General features: G+C 50.3%; 17 protein-coding genes. 9 read left to right on the top strand and 8 right to left on the bottom strand.

Annotation, left to right across the window (positions count from 1 at the left end):
- Positions 1-57: 57 nt before the first annotated feature.
- The 4 genes from LLU09_RS09555 to LLU09_RS09540 all read right to left on the bottom strand — a co-directional run bounded on the left by LLU09_RS09555 (position 58) and on the right by LLU09_RS09540 (position 4,656).
- Entirely contained in the window at positions 58-1,293 is a 1,236-nt protein-coding gene (locus LLU09_RS09555) for a metal-dependent hydrolase family protein (RefSeq protein ID WP_228311539.1), read from the bottom strand.
- 28 nt (positions 1,294-1,321) lie between these two features.
- Positions 1,322-2,473, bottom strand: coding sequence for a hypothetical protein (locus LLU09_RS09550; protein ID WP_228311538.1), 1,152 nt, complete (start codon positions 2,471-2,473; stop codon positions 1,322-1,324).
- A gap of 147 nt (positions 2,474-2,620) precedes the next feature.
- Positions 2,621-4,126, bottom strand: a complete 1,506-nt coding sequence (locus LLU09_RS09545; protein ID WP_228311537.1) for a pyruvate kinase — start codon at positions 4,124-4,126, stop codon at positions 2,621-2,623.
- Between the two features lie 119 nt (positions 4,127-4,245).
- Complete coding sequence (locus tag LLU09_RS09540) at positions 4,246-4,656, bottom strand: hypothetical protein (protein WP_228311536.1); 411 nt, start codon at positions 4,654-4,656, stop codon at positions 4,246-4,248.
- A 135-nt stretch (positions 4,657-4,791) separates the two neighbouring features.
- Between LLU09_RS09540 and LLU09_RS09535 the strand changes: the two genes are divergently transcribed.
- From LLU09_RS09535 to LLU09_RS09510, 6 genes are all read left to right on the top strand, one after another.
- The gene (locus LLU09_RS09535) at positions 4,792-6,864 is read left to right on the top strand and encodes a HelD family protein (protein ID WP_228311535.1); all 2,073 of its coding nucleotides are present in this window, start codon (positions 4,792-4,794) and stop codon (positions 6,862-6,864) included.
- An 82-nt stretch (positions 6,865-6,946) separates the two neighbouring features.
- The gene (locus LLU09_RS09530; RefSeq protein ID WP_228311534.1) at positions 6,947-8,338 is read left to right on the top strand and encodes an L-cystine transporter; all 1,392 of its coding nucleotides are present in this window, start codon (positions 6,947-6,949) and stop codon (positions 8,336-8,338) included.
- A gap of 374 nt (positions 8,339-8,712) precedes the next feature.
- A complete protein-coding gene (locus tag LLU09_RS09525) occupies positions 8,713-10,068 on the top strand; it encodes an ABC transporter substrate-binding protein (protein WP_228311533.1) in 1,356 nt (451 codons plus the stop codon).
- 8 nt (positions 10,069-10,076) lie between these two features.
- The gene (locus LLU09_RS09520) at positions 10,077-10,964 is read left to right on the top strand and encodes a carbohydrate ABC transporter permease (protein WP_228311532.1); all 888 of its coding nucleotides are present in this window, start codon (positions 10,077-10,079) and stop codon (positions 10,962-10,964) included.
- A 4-nt stretch (positions 10,965-10,968) separates the two neighbouring features.
- Complete coding sequence (locus LLU09_RS09515; RefSeq protein WP_228311531.1) at positions 10,969-11,811, top strand: carbohydrate ABC transporter permease; 843 nt, start codon at positions 10,969-10,971, stop codon at positions 11,809-11,811.
- A 59-nt stretch (positions 11,812-11,870) separates the two neighbouring features.
- Positions 11,871-12,263: a VOC family protein gene (locus LLU09_RS09510; protein WP_094906932.1), complete on the top strand. Its 393-nt coding sequence runs from the start codon at positions 11,871-11,873 to the stop codon at positions 12,261-12,263.
- A 44-nt stretch (positions 12,264-12,307) separates the two neighbouring features.
- Here LLU09_RS09510 and LLU09_RS09505 read toward each other — a convergent pair whose 3' ends face one another.
- Positions 12,308-12,457, bottom strand: a complete 150-nt coding sequence (locus LLU09_RS09505) for a hypothetical protein (protein ID WP_170156410.1) — start codon at positions 12,455-12,457, stop codon at positions 12,308-12,310.
- A gap of 316 nt (positions 12,458-12,773) precedes the next feature.
- Between LLU09_RS09505 and LLU09_RS09500 the strand changes: the two genes are divergently transcribed.
- Both LLU09_RS09500 and LLU09_RS09495 read left to right on the top strand, forming a co-directional pair.
- Positions 12,774-12,980: a hypothetical protein gene (locus tag LLU09_RS09500; protein ID WP_228311530.1), complete on the top strand. Its 207-nt coding sequence runs from the start codon at positions 12,774-12,776 to the stop codon at positions 12,978-12,980.
- A gap of 76 nt (positions 12,981-13,056) precedes the next feature.
- A complete protein-coding gene (locus LLU09_RS09495) occupies positions 13,057-13,326 on the top strand; it encodes a hypothetical protein (RefSeq protein ID WP_228311529.1) in 270 nt (89 codons plus the stop codon).
- Between the two features lie 14 nt (positions 13,327-13,340).
- Here LLU09_RS09495 and LLU09_RS09490 read toward each other — a convergent pair whose 3' ends face one another.
- From LLU09_RS09490 to LLU09_RS09480, 3 genes are all read right to left on the bottom strand, one after another.
- Positions 13,341-13,772 (bottom strand): GNAT family N-acetyltransferase, encoded by a 432-nt coding sequence (locus LLU09_RS09490; protein ID WP_228311528.1) that lies wholly within the window; start codon positions 13,770-13,772, stop codon positions 13,341-13,343.
- Between the two features lie 76 nt (positions 13,773-13,848).
- The gene (locus tag LLU09_RS09485; RefSeq protein ID WP_228311527.1) at positions 13,849-14,487 is read right to left on the bottom strand and encodes an FMN-dependent NADH-azoreductase; all 639 of its coding nucleotides are present in this window, start codon (positions 14,485-14,487) and stop codon (positions 13,849-13,851) included.
- A 127-nt stretch (positions 14,488-14,614) separates the two neighbouring features.
- Complete coding sequence (locus LLU09_RS09480) at positions 14,615-15,415, bottom strand: class I SAM-dependent methyltransferase (protein ID WP_228311526.1); 801 nt, start codon at positions 15,413-15,415, stop codon at positions 14,615-14,617.
- A gap of 125 nt (positions 15,416-15,540) precedes the next feature.
- Here LLU09_RS09480 and LLU09_RS09475 point away from each other — a divergent pair, with 125 nt between their 5' ends.
- Positions 15,541-16,206, top strand: a complete 666-nt coding sequence (locus LLU09_RS09475) for a type 1 glutamine amidotransferase domain-containing protein (protein ID WP_094906937.1) — start codon at positions 15,541-15,543, stop codon at positions 16,204-16,206.
- Positions 16,207-16,221: the final 15 nt, after the last annotated feature.

Raw genomic sequence — 16,221 nt, 5'->3', positions numbered from 1 at the left:
CATACATTGTCATGACACTTTTATGGAAATGGAAAACAGCCCCGGCCGGGGCTGCCATCATTCTCCTATTATGTTCTTGTATACGACGCCTTCTTTTGCGACGACCTTGATGTTGTCGTTATCCTTCAAAGCACCGATGTTCTCCAATGGATTCTCCTTCGAGAAGATGAAGTCGGCGACATAGCCTTCCTTGACGAGACCAAGGTCCGTATAGCCCATGCACTCCGCGGCGGTCTTGGTGGAAGCCGTGATGGCATCACCCGGGGTCATGCCGCATTCCACCATCAGTTCAAGCTCCCGCAGGTTCGTGCCATGCTTGAAGACGCCTGCATCGGTACCCATGGCAATCTTGACGCCGGCCTTATATGCACGCGTGAAGCTTTCCTTGTGTATTTCGATGACTTCCTCAGACTTCTCTACAGCAGTCTTCGCCATCCCGAGCTCTTCGGCGAACTCGAGGACGGATACCGGTGCCAGCAGCGTCGGTACGAGGTATGTCCCCTGATCCTTCATCATGCCGCATACTTCATCATCGAGGAATATGCCGTGCTCGATGGAATGGATGCCCGCCTCCACACATTGCCTGACGCCTTCCAGCCCCTGGGCGTGCGCCATGACTTTGACGCCGTTCCGGAATTTCGCCTCTTCCACGATGACCTTCAGTTCTTCAAGCGAGAACTGGGTGAATTTAGGATGGTCGGTCGGGCTCGATACCCCGCCCGTCGCGTGGACCTTGATGATGTCGGCACCCGCCCTCAGCATCTCACGCGTCTTTTTGCGCACTTCCTCCACACCATCGCATATACCGTGCGGCATGCCCGGGTGCGGCTGCATGAGGTCCGTCACGACGCCAGAGTAGTTGAAGCCGTCCCCATGTCCTCCTGTGATCGTCAGAGCGTTGACACTGATCTGCATGCGCGGCCCCCTGACCAGGCCATCCTCTATCGCCTTCTTCAGTCCAAGGTCACTGCCGAGGGCATCGCGTACCGTCGTCACGCCTGCATTGAGCGTACGGTTCAGATATTCCATCGCGGCATAGAAATTATATGAGAACGGAGTGACGAGCCGCTGTTCGAGCGGCTTGAATTCCATCATCATGTGCACGTGCGCATCGATCATGCCCGGCAGCATGTACTGTCCTGCACCATCCAGCACTTCTGCACCCTCTGCTGCCGACTCCTCGGCACCGATCGCCTTGAAGCGGCCATCCTCCACGAGTACATTCGTATTTTGCACCAGTTCAGAACCGGTCCCGTCTATCAGATTGACATTTTTGATGAAAAGTTTTCCCATCTTCTACACTCCCATTTCTTTACTTTTTTTATATCAGGCTCATGACGAAGCTTGCGATGAATACAGAAGCAACCGTTACCGTGACGAAGCCGCCGATCAGCATCGGTGTCACCAGTTCCTGGAATAGTCTATTCTGATCTTCCAGATTGTTGGTTTCGCTCCGGGCCACCTCTTCACAGATCAGGTAGTCCCCCGGGAAGCCGATCAGCGCAGTCAGGGCGACCGGGATGCCTTTATAGGGATGCCAGCCGACGAGCTTCGAAGCGATGAACCCACCCGTTAGGATGCCGAATATACCGAGGGCGAGAATCAATGCCACAGCAGGGATATTGGTCACCACATCCTGCGGTGTGATGCCGCCCATCGTGCCGATGATGACGAAGATGAGCGCGACCATCATGAAGCTGAACGAGTTTGCAGACTCCAACGCGCTCTTCGGCAGCAGATTGAAGTTCAGGGCCAGTATACCAAAGAGCAGACAGAACAGCGTATAGTGGATGCCCGTGATATCACCGAGGATGACCCCAAGCATGCCGAGGACGAAGATGACGAACAGTTTGATCGTATTGTTCTTCATCAGGCTGAAGCGGGAGATGCCCCGCTCCTCCTCAAAGCCGATGCTGTCCTCTTCGACCCTGCGGCCCTCCGCCATGAATGCCTGTCCGTACCGCTTCATGAATGCGGTCGCGAGCGGCATGCCGATGACCCCCTGGAATGCCTGGACAAGTACAGGAACGACGACCAGGCTTGTAAGGCCGAGGTTCGTCAGCGTTTCATTGGTGATCAGGAGCGCCACGACCCCGCCTGAAATCGGACCGACACCGCTTGCTGCCGTCGTGAAGTCGAACACGAGCGTCACGATGACGAGCACCAGTGTGAGTGCACCTGCAAGGCCGGACAGGGCGATGATGACCGCCCGCCACTGCTTCTTGAGGATCGAGAAGCGCATGAGCGTCCCCATATGTACAATGAGGGGACCGATCAGAATCGCTCCGAGTGCCGGAAGCGTGGAAAGCTCAAGGATGTTCTCCGGGAACACCCCTGTCCATGTAAGTATCAAAAAGCCGAGCATCGCTGTCATCAGCATTGGAATCCGGGCACGTGTATAGACCGAAATCAATTCCCCGAGGGCGATCAGTGCAAACAGCATGACTGTCGCTACAATAGGTTCCTGCAACATATACATCACTCCTAATCATCTACGATGTAGGTAGTATACGCCCTCATAAGGATAAAATAAAGGAATTTTCGGAAATAATTGAGCATTCTGATAAAGTAATCGTTTCCATAAAAAAAGGAGATGGGTATCCATCTCCTATCTGGTCTTCTATCCCCTATTGTTGAACGTATGATTGGCGATGCCGAGTGCCCGGAGCATCGATGTCTTCTTGTAGTGGTGGTCCTCGAATTTCTCCAGGATTTCGGATACCACGTCGACGCCGTCTGCGATATATTCACCCTTGTTCAGCATGATGCATTCGGCACGCGATCCGGCCACCACATCGGAAATCTCCGAACGCGTCGGTATGCCTGTCTTCACGAGCGACTCCACCACCTGGGTCGCCCATATGACAGGCACGTGGGCAGCCTCGCATATCCAGAGTAGCTCTTCCTGGATTTCACTCAGCCGTTCGTAGCCAATCTCGACTGCAAGATCCCCGCGGGCAAGCATCACGCCGAAAGGCCGTGCGCCTGCTGCGCGCTGGATGATGTCGGGCAGATTCCTGATGCCCTCGGGCGTTTCTATCTTTGCGATGCTTGGTATCCCCTTCCGGTCCTCAGGCAGACGCTCTGACAATGCATCTTCAATGAGGTCGATGTCCTCGACATCCTTGATGAAGGAAAAGGCGATGGCATCAGCGTGCTGAACCGCGAAATCGAGGTCCCTGTAGTCCTTTTCCGTCAGGACCGGCAGTTTGAAGTCGAGATCCGGCAGATTGATCCCCTTTTCGGTCTTCACCTTCACCCCGCCTTCCTTCACGGTCCTTTCCACTTCACAGATGATGCCGTCATCCGTCTGCTCCACCGCTTCTGCTTCAATGTGCCCGTCATCTATCTTGATCTTCTGGCCCGGTGTTATCTTCCCGATCACCTCAGGCACGGAAGTGTTGAGCGCAATTTCAACCTTTTTCGGCAGCGTCATCGATTCCGCATTCGAGAGGAGGAATCTCTCCCCCACCTTGAGCTTCGGATTGCGCATGGAAGTGAGCAGATGCCGGGTCCGTATTTTAGGGCCGCTGATATCCATCAGCACCCGGCATTCGAGGCCGGTCTCATCTTCCGCTTTACGTATGTTGCCGATCATTCCGGACCATGTGTCCGCGTCATCATGCGCACAGTTGATGCGCGCCATGTTCATTCCAGATTCAACCAGTGTCTTCACCAGTTCATAGTCGCTGCCGGCGGCCGACGGCATCGTTACAAGGATGCGTGTGTCCCTGCCGTTGCGCGGCGGCCCGAAGATATCATCAGAATTCCGCCGGAGGGCCGAGTTGCGATCCAAAAAGGAGTCCGAGGAGCGGTAGTCGATATCCGACACATCCTCATCAGCAATGTAGCCGAGTGTCCGGGTGACCGCATTCAGTGTACCGAGCACATCCGCCTCCAGACGCCCAAGCGACGAAACACCCCAGGGAATCAGTTTTTCCTGCAGTTCCCTCATATCCTTCCGTCTGAAGGCCATATAGTATGCCAGATTCCTGGCACTGTTCCTGTATCCTTCGCGTATCGGTGTGCTGTCCCATTCCTTAAACAGCCAATCCCCCTCCTGTTCTACAGAAGCCCTGATTTCCATGACCTCTTCAAGCAGCGGGAGTGCTTTCTTCCTGTCCATTCCAGTCACCTTCTTCCGATTATCATAAGCATTTCTTCCCTATACCCGTTTGAGTGCAAACTATTATTGTATAATAAAAAAGCCGCTTCCGGCCGTGGCGGTCGAAAGCAGCTGGAATTTCAGAGGCCGAGCCTGAACATCAGATGCAGGGCCTGGAGATAACCGATATGGAATATCACCCAGAGCACAAAGCCGATATAGCCATTCAGATCCAAAGTCTGTACGGCTAGGCTGGAGAGGATGAAATAGAGCAGTGTCACAACTGCCCCCACCGTCACCAGTCCCGGTATATAGAGACGCGGCTTATACACATAAAGCCATTTCAGTATGATGGCCAGAGTGACAGAGACCATCAGATGAAAAATAATCTCCATGAACAGCCCCGGACTCCGCTCGAAGATGAAGTCCACGTTCAAAAGCAATGTCATGATTTCGATGCCTGCGCTGGATTCCACATATGCAGAAGCAAGAAGAAGCAGCACGCCGGAAACAATCCCGGTGATCAGTCCCGATACTAATATTTTCCTCATGATCGCTGTCCTTTAACCAGTATAATATTCGCTCGATTTTACACATCAAGTATATCATATGCCCCATATTAATTTAAGACTGTTAATTATTTCAAAATACCGATATGCTGAATGTCGAACCAAAGGAGGGTCCCTATGAAAATTCTATCATTTGAAGAAGAAGCCCGGCATCTCACCTTCATCGTCGATTTTCTCAAAGTATTCAATGCAGATCTGAAGGACAGGCAAAGCACCACAGCCCAAGGCATACTGGATACACGGCAGGACATCAATGAAAACATCTCAAATGTCGTCGACTTTGCAGATGGCAATGTCATGGAATTCGTCCAGATGCTGCCGGAGATCAGAAGAACCGAAATGAACTACAACTATATAGAAACGATGCGTGAACGCACAGAACGCATGATACCAAAACCCTACTTCGGCAAGATCACCGTCGATGGGGAGCCGATCTACATCGGCACCGGCACAATAAAGAACCGGGACAACGACATCCTCATCTACGACTGGCGCACCCCGGTTGCGAGCCTGTTCTATGAGAATACGACAGGCGACCTGTCATACCGCATCCCGGACGGCAGCAGAATAGATGCGACGGTCGAACAGAGGCGCCAGTTCATCATCGAGGACAGCCGCCTCCTCAACATGTTCGACAGCGACGTTTATATAGGAGATGAAATACTCCAGCGCATGATCACCGACTCCTCCCAGTCCAAGCTGAAGAACATCGTCTCCACCATCCAGCAGGAGCAGAATGACGTCATCCGTCTTCCCCTGTCGCAGGATACGCTCGTCTATGGACCACCGGGCAGCGGAAAGACTTCCCTTGCCATGCAGCGGATTGCATTTCTGCTGTACCAGCATAAGGAGACCTTGAATCCTGAGAACATACTGCTCATTTCACCGAATGAAGTGTTCAACGACTACCTGTCGGACGTGCTGCCCGAACTCGGCGAAAACCATGTGCGCAACACGACATTCTTCCGCCTCATCTCGCACTTCCCCTACTTCAAGGGGAGGCACTTCGAACATGTCTACGACAACATCAAACGCCTGAGGCAGGACGACGAAGGGCACGACATCTATGAATTCAAGAATTCCCTCGAATACTTCAAGTCGCTTCACGGCTTCATGAAGCAGCTCGAGACCGACGGCATGGAGTTCAGGACACTGCAGGGTGAAAATGGGCTGTTCGCAAGCAGGGAAGAGCTTGTCCACACATTCTATAATGAACTCGGCGGCCACCCCATAAGCAGGCGCCTCTCGAAGATGCAGGAAAGGCTGCTCAGCCGGTATACCGAGGAAGTCAAAAGGCTGACGAACGAAAGATACAGGGAACTGCGCGACAGCAATAAGTACATCGGCGAGGCGCACGAACTCAAGAAAGAGGCGCATGACTTCGCCAAGAAGCAGCTGAAGACCGTGCACCGGCAAGTCGCCCTCTTCCGCTTCGTCCATTTCGAGAAATTGTATGTTAACTCGATCTACGACAGGAAATTCCGCAACATGACCGTGCGTTCCGTCAAGGAGAATGACTTCAAATATGAAGACATCGCCCCTCTTCTCTACATGTACATCCACCTCCTCGGCAGGCACGACAGGCAGATCCAGCACGTACTGATCGATGAGGTGCAGGACTATTCGAACATCCAATACTATGTCATGCGACACTACTACAGGAAGGCGACATTCACGAGCCTGGGCGATCCGAACCAGCAGATCCATCCCGGCAGGAAGGATGCACTGATCGCCAAAAACCATATACAGAAAAAGCTGGAGCGCTCCTACCGCTCCACAAACCAGATCAATGCATTCCTTAACAGCATCATCCCGGATTCCATACAGTCCGCCTCCGTCGACGGCGATGAGGTGCAGAAAGTGCACACTGAAGATGAACTCGGCTATGTCAGGGACATACTGCGCTCCGGGGAATATCCGCAAGTCGCCATCATCACCCCTTCAAGAGAAGCAGCCGACCACTATTATGCACAGTTGGAGGATGAGTTCCCACAGATGAAGAACCTCGGGGAGACGGACACGCTGTACAACCAGTCATTCATCATCCTGCCCTACTATCTGTCGAAGGGGTTCGAGTACAACACCGTCATCCTGACGGATGCACAATCCTACAGCGATTCGAAGCATATACTGTATGTTCTGGCCTCCCGGGCAACAAGGCATCTCCATCTGCTCAACCCGACTGAATAGTACGAATATATTAATCCTACTTGAAAAGTAGGATTAATTTGTTTATGATGAGGCTACTTGTTTAAAAAGGAGCTGTCATCAAATGGATGCATTACTTGTCGTCATAAATATCATCGCCTTCCTGCTGCTCATCGGTGCCCTGGTGTTCCTCAAGCAGCGGAATGTTAAGTTCTCCCACCGTGTGATGATCGGCCTCGTCCTCGGGCTGTTCTTCGGCGCTGGACTCCAGCTGATCTATGGCGTGGACGGTACGGTCATAACAAATACGATGGACTGGATTTCCATTGTCGGCAGCGGATTCGTCCGGCTGCTGCAGATGATCGTCATGCCGCTCGTCTTCATTTCCATCCTCGGTGCTTTCGCAAAGATGGATGTAAAGGAGAAGTTTCTGAAATCAGGCATCAAAATCATCGCACTGCTGCTCGGCACCACCGCAATTGCTGCTGTCATCGGCATATCTGCCGCCCTGCTCTTCAACCTTGATGCTTCAAGCCTCAACCTGGGTGAAGCCGAAAATGAACGGGCACTCTCACTCGAGAGCACCGCTTCTGAAATCGAAGACCAGACACTTCCCCAGCAGCTTGTATCACTGCTGCCGGCCAATCCTTTCCTTGACTTCACAGGAGATCGGGCCCCTTCCACGATTGCAGTCGTCCTCTTCGCCATCTTCATGGGATTCAGCTTCGTCCGTCTCATGCAGCGCAATCCCGAGAGCGGTGAAAAGATCAGAACAGGCATCATCGCCCTGAACGACTGGGTCATGCAGCTGGTCAAAATCATTCTTGCCCTGACCCCATATGGGATCCTGGCGATCATGGCCTCTACTGTGGCCACTTCGAACTTCCAGGCAATATACGATCTTGGACTGTTCGTCGTTGCTTCATATGCTGCACTGCTGACGATGTACCTCGTTCATCTCCTGCTGATCGGGCTGACAGGACTGAATCCACTCCAGTACTTCAAGAAGACGGCGGAAGCACTGCTGTTTGCCTTCACTTCCCGTTCAAGCGCCGGCACACTGCCGCTCAACATACAGACGCAGCGGACGAGACTCGGCGTACCGGCAAGCATAGCCAACTTCTCGGGGAGCTTTGGACTATCCATCGGTCAGAATGGGTGTGCCGGCATCTACCCTGCAATGCTCGGCATCATGATTGCACCGGCGGCCGGTGTTGAAATCAACGCGCAGTTCATCATTACGCTGATTGCCGTGACGGTCATCGCCTCCCTTGGGATCGCCGGTGTCGGTGGCGGTGCAACATTCGCAGCAATCATCGTCCTGTCAACGATGAACCTGCCGATTGCCCTCGCCGCCGTCCTCATCTCCATCGAACCCCTGATTGATATGGGAAGGACAGCCGTCAACGTCAGCGGTTCGATGACGGCCGGAACGATAACCGCAAAGACGAACCGCTCATTGGACAAAGATGTCTATGATGAAAGACGCTACGATGAACTCACAGCAGAAGCATAGTTTTTACCGGCACTCGGAGTGCCGGTTTTTTTATGAAATTATTTAATCATAATTTCATATTATGGAACAAAATTAATATCATTACACTTCATTTTTTTATTCTTCCTTCAATATTTAAAATTTCTTACGGAAAACGAAATTGGTGTATGAATACACTGTAATCCTCGCTGAGTCGATGTTCAATTCTTTCTCATCATTTTTCTGAATAACCCTTCACCCTTTGCCGCTGCTGGTTTTCAATGCATTATGCATGGAACACTTAAAAATAAATTACCCTTTGGTTCGAGTTTTTTATAGCATTCCACTTCTTCTTTGCTATAATGAACGCATAACTGAATATTCACACTTTTTAATCCGGGATGGAGGATCAAATCATGAAGAAGTTTCTATTTCTTATTTTAACGGCAGTTTTTATACTGGGAGCCTGCGGGGGATTCCAGATCGGGGATTCCGAAAGCTCCAACTCTTCAGAGGAAGACAATGCATCAGGCGATACGGAAGGCAGTGATGCTGAAGGCTCGAACGGTGAAAAGGTCACACTTGATTTCTGGTCATTCTGGGGATCCGAACAGAGGCGTCCGGTGATCGACAAGATCATCGAGGACTTCAACAGTTCTCAGGATGAAATCGAAGTACAGCATACTTATGTCCCGTGGGGTGACATATGGACCAAGAACCTTGCAGCGATCGCTGCCGGCGACCCGCCGGATGTCATCATCAATGACATAAACACGGTGAAGCTGAGGGCACAGGAGGGGCAGATGGAGCCGATCACGGAATTCGTCGACTCCGATGTCGAGAGCCGCTTCTACGACCAGATGACGGAAGCGACGATGTATGAGGATGAGATGTATGCCCTGCCGTTCAATACGGATACACAGATCCTCTTCTATAATAAGGATCTGTTCGAAGAGGCCGGACTGGATCCGGAAGATCCACCGTCCACATGGGCAGAGGCTGAGGAGTATGCCGCCCAGCTTGATGTAGAGGAAGGCGGCAGCTACGAACGCATCGGCTTCTATCCGCTGATCGGTTCGGGGACGGATGTATGGATGATGAACGCCCTCGGTGAGAACTACATCAGCCCTGATGGGGATGTGAAGATCGATACGGAACCTGTCCACGATACATTCAACTGGATTCTGGAACAGAAGAATAAATACGGGGAGAATACCATCACCTCAATCAACTCCCAGTTTGAAAACGCTCAGCAGGACCCATTCATGGCCGGAAACATCGGCATGATGGTACAGAACGCCAACTACTACGTCCAGCTCAGGGATTTTGGGCAGGATATGGACTTCGGTGTGGCACCACTGCCTGAAAAAGAGGAAGGGAACGGACATACTTCATGGGGCGGCGGCTTCGTCGCCGAAATACCAAAAGGCGCCAAAGACCCTGAAGCCTCCTATAAATTCATCGAATTCCTGACGAACCATGATTCACAGCTCTACTGGGCGGAGAACAATTTCGACCTCGTCGCCCATGAGGAAGCCGGCAGCTCAGCTGCAGAGAGTGATGAATTCAGTGAAGCAGGACAAGAAGTATATTCCCTCATGGTGGAGAACATGGACAATACACTGCTTACACCTCAGCCGCTCGTGGCTCCCGATTTCGCAAGCACGGTGAACCCGACGTTCGAATCCATCATCAGTGGGAATACAACCGTTGAAGCGGGACTGGAAAAGGCACAATCAGACCTTGAACGCATAGTTGAAAATAACAGATAGGTGATTCCATGAATAAAAAGAAAGAGAACCTCTACGGCTATATTTTCATCCTGCCGTGGATCATCGGGTTTTTGGGGCTGACACTCGGCCCCTTGCTTTTTTCTCTTGTGGGCAGTTTTACAAACTATAATGTGACATCACGGATGGATTTCGTCGGATTCGCGAACTACAAGGAGATGTTCATGTACGATGACCTCTTCTGGACATCGCTCTACAACACTCTGTATTTCGTCGCCTTCTCCGTCCCCCTGACCACAATTGCGGCCATATTGATATCGACCCTGATGAACCAGGACATTCCGGGCATGCGCGTATTCCGCACCATCTATTATCTGCCTGCTATCCTGTCCGGTGTCGGAGTCTATCTTCTGTGGATGCAGCTGCTCGACCCGTCGACGGGACTGATCAACCAGTTCCTCGCCATCTTCGGCATCGATGGTCCGAACTGGCTGTTCGATTCGGAATGGGCCAAGCCCTCCCTCATCATGATGAAGTTGTGGAGCGCTGGCGGTAGCATGCTGCTGTATCTTGCCGCGATGCAGGGCGTCTCCAAAACACTTTATGAGGCGGCAATCATGGACGGTGCAACCCGTGTGCAGATGTTCTTCAGGATCACCCTGCCGATGGTGACGCCGATCATCTTCTTCGATATCGTGACCAGCACAATCGGCTCCTTCCAGATCTTCCAGGAGGCCTATGTAATGAGTGCCGACAATGCCGGGGCACCGGAGAATTCATTGCTGTTCTACAATCTCTACATGTGGATCAAGGCATTCAATGTATTTGATATGGGCTATGCCATGGCCATGTCGTGGATACTCTTCATCATCGTACTTATCCTGACCATCATCAATTTCAAATTCGCCAGACGGTGGGTCCACTATGAGGGGGATTGATTGAATGTACAACTCCAATAAGATGAAATTTTGGCGCATCTTCAACTTCGCGCTTCTGATCGTCGGCAGCCTCTTCATGATGGCACCACTGTTCTGGATGATATCCATCGCCCTCAAATCGATGGAGGAGATCTATCGCGGGGAGTTCACATTCATCCCACAGGACATCCAGTTCTCCAATTTCGTAGATATCTTTGAAATTGCGCCTTTCTTCACCTACTTCATCAATACATCCGTCATTACGGTGCTTGTCGTGCTGGCGAACGTATTCGTGAATGCATTCATTGCATATGGGTTTGCCAAGATCAATTTCAAGGGCCGGGAGGCGCTCTTCATACTCGTCCTTTCCACGATGATGCTGCCCGGGTTCATTACGCTGATTCCGCAGTATGTCATCTTTGCGGAGCTTGGCCTTGTGAATACGTACTATCCACTCGTGCTGCCTTCATTCTTCGGCAGTGCATTCAACATATTCCTGCTGCGGCAGTTCTTCAAAGGTGTACCGAACAGCATGATCGAAGCGGCCAGGATGGAGGGGGCAAACCATTTCCAGATATTCTTCAAGATTGCCCTTCCGATGATCAAGCCGGCACTGTTCACAGTGGCGATATTCTCCTTCAACGGCGTGTGGAATGACTTCCTCGGACCATTGCTGTACCTGAACGATGAATCCCTCTATACGCTGCAGCTCGGCCTCCAGGTCTTCAAGGAACAGTCGAGCACACAGTGGAACTATCTGATGGCCGGTTCACTGCTTGTACTCATGCCTGTCATCATCCTGTTCTTCTTCTTCCAGAAGTATTTCATACAGGGCTCGAACATACTGGGACAGACGGACGAAAAATAGGATGGCATTTAAGGGCTGTCCTGTTTTTTTGTTATACTGGAGGAAAAAGGAGCATTCCAATGAAATCCATCACTCCATCTTTAACATTTGAAGGCCGTGCCGAAGAGGCGATGAAATATTATGAAGAGACATTCAAGGATGCAGAAATCCGGATGATCAGGAAGTATGATGATGCAGATCCCGAGCTCGAAGGCAAGGTGATGCAGGGGGCAATCATGATACAGGATCAGCTGATCATGATGATGGACAGCAGCGTGCCGCATGAGTTCACCTTCACCCCGAGCATGTCCTTCTATATCGAATGCAGCACCCCCCAGGAAATAGAACTCTACTACAGGAAGCTTAAAAAACAGGGTGCCATCCATATGCCGCTCGACGAATATGGCTTCTCCAAACAGTTCGCCTGGCTCCAGGACCAGTTCGGCGTGACTTGGCAGCTCAACCTGTCGTAGAAAAAAGCAACCCCTGATCATTTGATCAGGGGTTGCTTATGTCATTATGCAGTCTTTCTGCCGAATATTCTTGCAAAGATGGACTTTCCGCTTCTATCTTCCTTCTTCTTTTCTGAAAGGTAAGTGTAGCTGTCAGCAATTTTCTTGTATTCTTCCATACGCAGGTCTGCTGAAATACGGTCTGTTGAAAACATTTAATTTCCCCCTAATAATCTGTAATTTTATTTAACAGTTAATTTCCAGATATCATTTATCTCAGTTTTAATATACCATTATATAGAGGGTTCATCAATAATCATGTGATTATTTTACCAAAGTAAATCTATTATAAATTTTTAAACAATTCTATTATATTAATTAATACGTGAAATTATATTTCTGTTTTCCTTTACATTCTTCAAATACATGCCTTTAAGTGCATTATTATGCCCATGATTACGCTTTCCTGTTTGTTTTGTGCATACTTGGGGTATTTTCCTAATAAACCGTAAGAAAGGCAGGCGGATGATTATGAAAAAATGGATGTTTTCGATGGGAATGATCATGATGCTCATTTTAAGTGCATGTGCGCCCGAAGGTACTGGAGATACAGATGCACCAGTTGGTGAAGATGAAGATACTGGCAATCCTGAAGAAGATGATGGAGACCGTGATGAGGCTGCTGAAGATCTGGAAGAAGATTTTCAGGACGAAGAAGAAGATGAGGATGACGACTAACACTTTTGGCATCAACCACGGCAGTTCATATTCGCCATGACAAGACCCGGGCTGAAATTGAAGGGAGAGACTGCCCATGTGGTGGATCATTATAATTGTTCTGATTGTTTTTGCAGGGGGCTTCGGCAGCGACTACTTGAAGCATAAACGAAAGATGGAACAGATCCGCCTGGATGTCCTCGACCGCGAAATTGAACTGGAACGTCTCAGACAGGAGAACTTCCTTCTTGAGAACCATTCCATGAGGGAGGAACTCGATCGGATCAGAATTGAAAACCGGCAGCTCTATGAAAAGGACGCGGATCGGCGCTGGCTTATTGATGAGACGAAAAACAAAGAGGGATGAGCATGCCAGCATGCTCATCCCTCTTTGTATTCCATATCCAAATGCGGTATGCCATCCTCAAGGTGGACTTCGGAAGTCGTCCTGAAGCCGAATGACTTGTAGAATTTCTCCAGGTGCGCCTGACCATGCAGATAGATCCGTTCACCCTTGAAGTGTGTATGTACATATTCCATAGCCTGGTTCATGAGTTCCTGTCCGAGTCCGGTGCCCCGTCGGTCTTCCCTGACGATGACCCGTCCGATGGATAATGGGTCGCCGTGCACAATCCTCAGATAGGCGATGATCCCCGTATCATCCGTCTTATAGATATGTGTACATTCAGGATCCACCCCATCGACTTCCTGATAGGCGCATTCCTGCTCCACCACGAATACGGCGGTCCTGAGTCTATAGATTTCCTCCAATGTGAGGATATCCAGTTCGTCAAATGCTCTGATATGCCACATCCAATACCCTCCCATTCAAATATATTCAAATGATAGCACAAAAAAACCGACGCCGGAGCGTCGGTTTTTTGGTATCTTATGCAAATTGGGCGTTAAGTTCGCGTGCACATTCACGCACACTTTCAAGGCCCTCCTCGACGATCCTTGCTGCCTCCTGAGGCATCGCATTATGACCTTCGATGATGACTTCATCGATGATTTCCATTCCGAATACGCCGCCGATGACATTCTTCATGTAGTTGTGGGACATGTCCATGCCTTCCATTTCAGGTGCACTGTACATGCCGCCGCGTGCATTGAGGAGGATGACCTTCTTGTCGGTCATGAGCTGTGCCATTGACCCGTCTGCATTATATTTGAATGTGAATCCTGCTGAGTATACGTAATCGATGAAAGTCTGCAGGCGTGCAGGAATCGCAAGATTCCACAGCGGGAATGCAAACACGATGACATCGGCCGCTTCAAATGCGTCCATCGCCTTCTGCTTCGCATCCATCAGACGCTGCTCGTCGGCGTCCAGTGCTTCTTCATTCTGGATCTTGCCGAGGGCGCTGAAGAGTTCATGTCCGATATATGGCATATCTTCCTCGAATATGTCATATACATTGATGTTCATATTTTTATTGTCTTCCACCGTTTCCATGAACGCATCATACATTTTTGTGGAGATGCCGTCCGGGCGGTTGTTTGCTTTTACTACAAGTACATTTTTCATTTATGATCCTCCAATAAGATAATATCTGTGTTATCACATAACAAATATAATAACAATAAGTAAGTGACTTGTGAATATAAATGCTCAAGAATCACAAATTATCTTCATTTGAAGGGAACTTATCAGCTCAGGGCTGCAGATTATTCTTGTTCTGCAGGATTGCCACACTCAGAATATGCGGAATCTTATGACTGCCGTCCGGGAAATTATCTTCAAGGTAGGCGCTGATCCGGCTCAATGTATTCTTCCTCTGCTTTTCCTTGAAAGCAGCAAGCCATGATACCGAGGACAGCCGTCCGACCCATTCTTCATTGGTGAACTTGACCTCGTAGTCCATCTTGTACAGCTCCATCAGATCTAACTTCGCGTATTTCCATTCGTCGAACCATTCTACAGGGAAGCTGTTGATCATCTGTGTGGCCATGTCCTTCGTCCCCGCTGGCCTGATCTGCTTGTCCGTCGAATAGGACTGGATGATCTTCATCGATTCCTTGACGATCTTGGAAGCCGAGGTGAAACCGGAATCCATGATGACCAGGTGTCCGCCCGGCTTCAGGATACGCTTCACTTCATCGATTGTGCCCTCACGGTCGAACCAGTGCCATGCGCGCATCACCATGACGATGTCATAACTGTTCGTCGCCAAGCCGGTATCCTCTGCATACCGCTGTGTAAAATTGATCCTCTGGTCATTGCCGATATGCGTCTTCCCCACTTCAACCAGTTCGGAAGAAGGTTCCACGGCATCGACGATGGCACCCCTGTCACTCAGCATTTTGCTGAGAAGCCCAGGCCCTGCACCGAGATCGGCCACCTTGCTGCCTGCGATCGCCACCCCACGCATCTCCAGCCCTTTGATCAGACTGTCAGGGATGTCATCCCTATACTTCAAATAATTTTCAGCGACATTCCCAAAGTTTACATTCATTGCTTTCCCTCCATGATATGGATGATTTTTGATTCTTTGGCCATTCTGCAAATTAAGATTCCTTAAAAAAGATTAATTACAATCCACCCGGGGTAAACCATAAAGAAAGGAGAGTGGATATCAATATGACTAAATCCGTACTACTTATAGTGACCAATCACGACAAGATCAACAACGATGAAGACAAGCCTACAGGCCTGTGGCTCAGCGAGGCGGCAGAGCCGTATCATGTCTTCCAGAGCGCAGGCTTCAAGGTCGACATCGCATCACCGAAAGGCGGTTCAGTTCCCCTGGACCCAAACTCTTTGGATGGTGAAGAAGCGGAAGGCGACAATGAGATCATCAAGCTCCTCCAAAACACCAAACGTATAAAGGATATGGTATATGAAGGATATGACGCCATCTTCTTCGCCGGAGGGCACGGAACGATGTACGATTTCCCAGGCCAGGCGGACATCCAGAACATCCTGGCATTCTTCAAGGATGACGGCCGCATCATCAGTGCTGTATGCCACGGCCCGGCTGCTTTCGCAGATGCCAAGACCAAAGATGGCAAATATGTCGTGGACGGAGTCAAATTGACCGGTTTCACGAACGAAGAGGAAAAGTCCATGGGACTCCTTGATGATATGCCATTTGCCTTGCAGTCGAAACTCGAATCCAATGGCGCAGGCTTCGTCGTCGGAGAAGCGATGGAAGAGCACATCGTTACAGATGGAAACTTCATCACCGGCCAGAATCCAGCCTCTGCAGAGGCCGCAGCGAGAGCTGTCGTCAACAGATTGCAGTAGATCACTCCCCCGGTT

It is taken from the genome of Salinicoccus sp. RF5 (genome assembly GCF_020786625.1).
GTDB lineage: Bacteria > Bacillota > Bacilli > Staphylococcales > Salinicoccaceae > Salinicoccus.
This window is presented reverse-complemented; position numbering and strand designations above follow the sequence as displayed.

Excerpts from the sequence above, each read along its gene's own strand:
- LLU09_RS09555 (WP_228311539.1), bottom strand. The coding sequence starts at position 1,293 with ATGGGAAAACTTTTCATCAAAAATGTCAATCTGATAGACGGGACCGGT.
- LLU09_RS09550 (WP_228311538.1), bottom strand. The coding sequence starts at position 2,473 with ATGTTGCAGGAACCTATTGTAGCGACAGTCATGCTGTTTGCACTGATC.
- LLU09_RS09545 (WP_228311537.1), bottom strand. The coding sequence starts at position 4,126 with ATGGACAGGAAGAAAGCACTCCCGCTGCTTGAAGAGGTCATGGAAATC.
- LLU09_RS09540 (WP_228311536.1), bottom strand. The coding sequence starts at position 4,656 with ATGAGGAAAATATTAGTATCGGGACTGATCACCGGGATTGTTTCCGGC.
- LLU09_RS09535 (WP_228311535.1), top strand. The coding sequence starts at position 4,792 with ATGAAAATTCTATCATTTGAAGAAGAAGCCCGGCATCTCACCTTCATC.
- LLU09_RS09530 (WP_228311534.1), top strand. The coding sequence starts at position 6,947 with ATGGATGCATTACTTGTCGTCATAAATATCATCGCCTTCCTGCTGCTC.
- LLU09_RS09525 (WP_228311533.1), top strand. The coding sequence starts at position 8,713 with ATGAAGAAGTTTCTATTTCTTATTTTAACGGCAGTTTTTATACTGGGA.
- LLU09_RS09520 (WP_228311532.1), top strand. The coding sequence starts at position 10,077 with ATGAATAAAAAGAAAGAGAACCTCTACGGCTATATTTTCATCCTGCCG.
- LLU09_RS09515 (WP_228311531.1), top strand. The coding sequence starts at position 10,969 with ATGTACAACTCCAATAAGATGAAATTTTGGCGCATCTTCAACTTCGCG.
- LLU09_RS09510 (WP_094906932.1), top strand. The coding sequence starts at position 11,871 with ATGAAATCCATCACTCCATCTTTAACATTTGAAGGCCGTGCCGAAGAG.
- LLU09_RS09505 (WP_170156410.1), bottom strand. The coding sequence starts at position 12,457 with ATGTTTTCAACAGACCGTATTTCAGCAGACCTGCGTATGGAAGAATAC.
- LLU09_RS09500 (WP_228311530.1), top strand. The coding sequence starts at position 12,774 with ATGAAAAAATGGATGTTTTCGATGGGAATGATCATGATGCTCATTTTA.
- LLU09_RS09495 (WP_228311529.1), top strand. The coding sequence starts at position 13,057 with ATGTGGTGGATCATTATAATTGTTCTGATTGTTTTTGCAGGGGGCTTC.
- LLU09_RS09490 (WP_228311528.1), bottom strand. The coding sequence starts at position 13,772 with ATGTGGCATATCAGAGCATTTGACGAACTGGATATCCTCACATTGGAG.
- LLU09_RS09485 (WP_228311527.1), bottom strand. The coding sequence starts at position 14,487 with ATGAAAAATGTACTTGTAGTAAAAGCAAACAACCGCCCGGACGGCATC.
- LLU09_RS09480 (WP_228311526.1), bottom strand. The coding sequence starts at position 15,415 with ATGAATGTAAACTTTGGGAATGTCGCTGAAAATTATTTGAAGTATAGG.
- LLU09_RS09475 (WP_094906937.1), top strand. The coding sequence starts at position 15,541 with ATGACTAAATCCGTACTACTTATAGTGACCAATCACGACAAGATCAAC.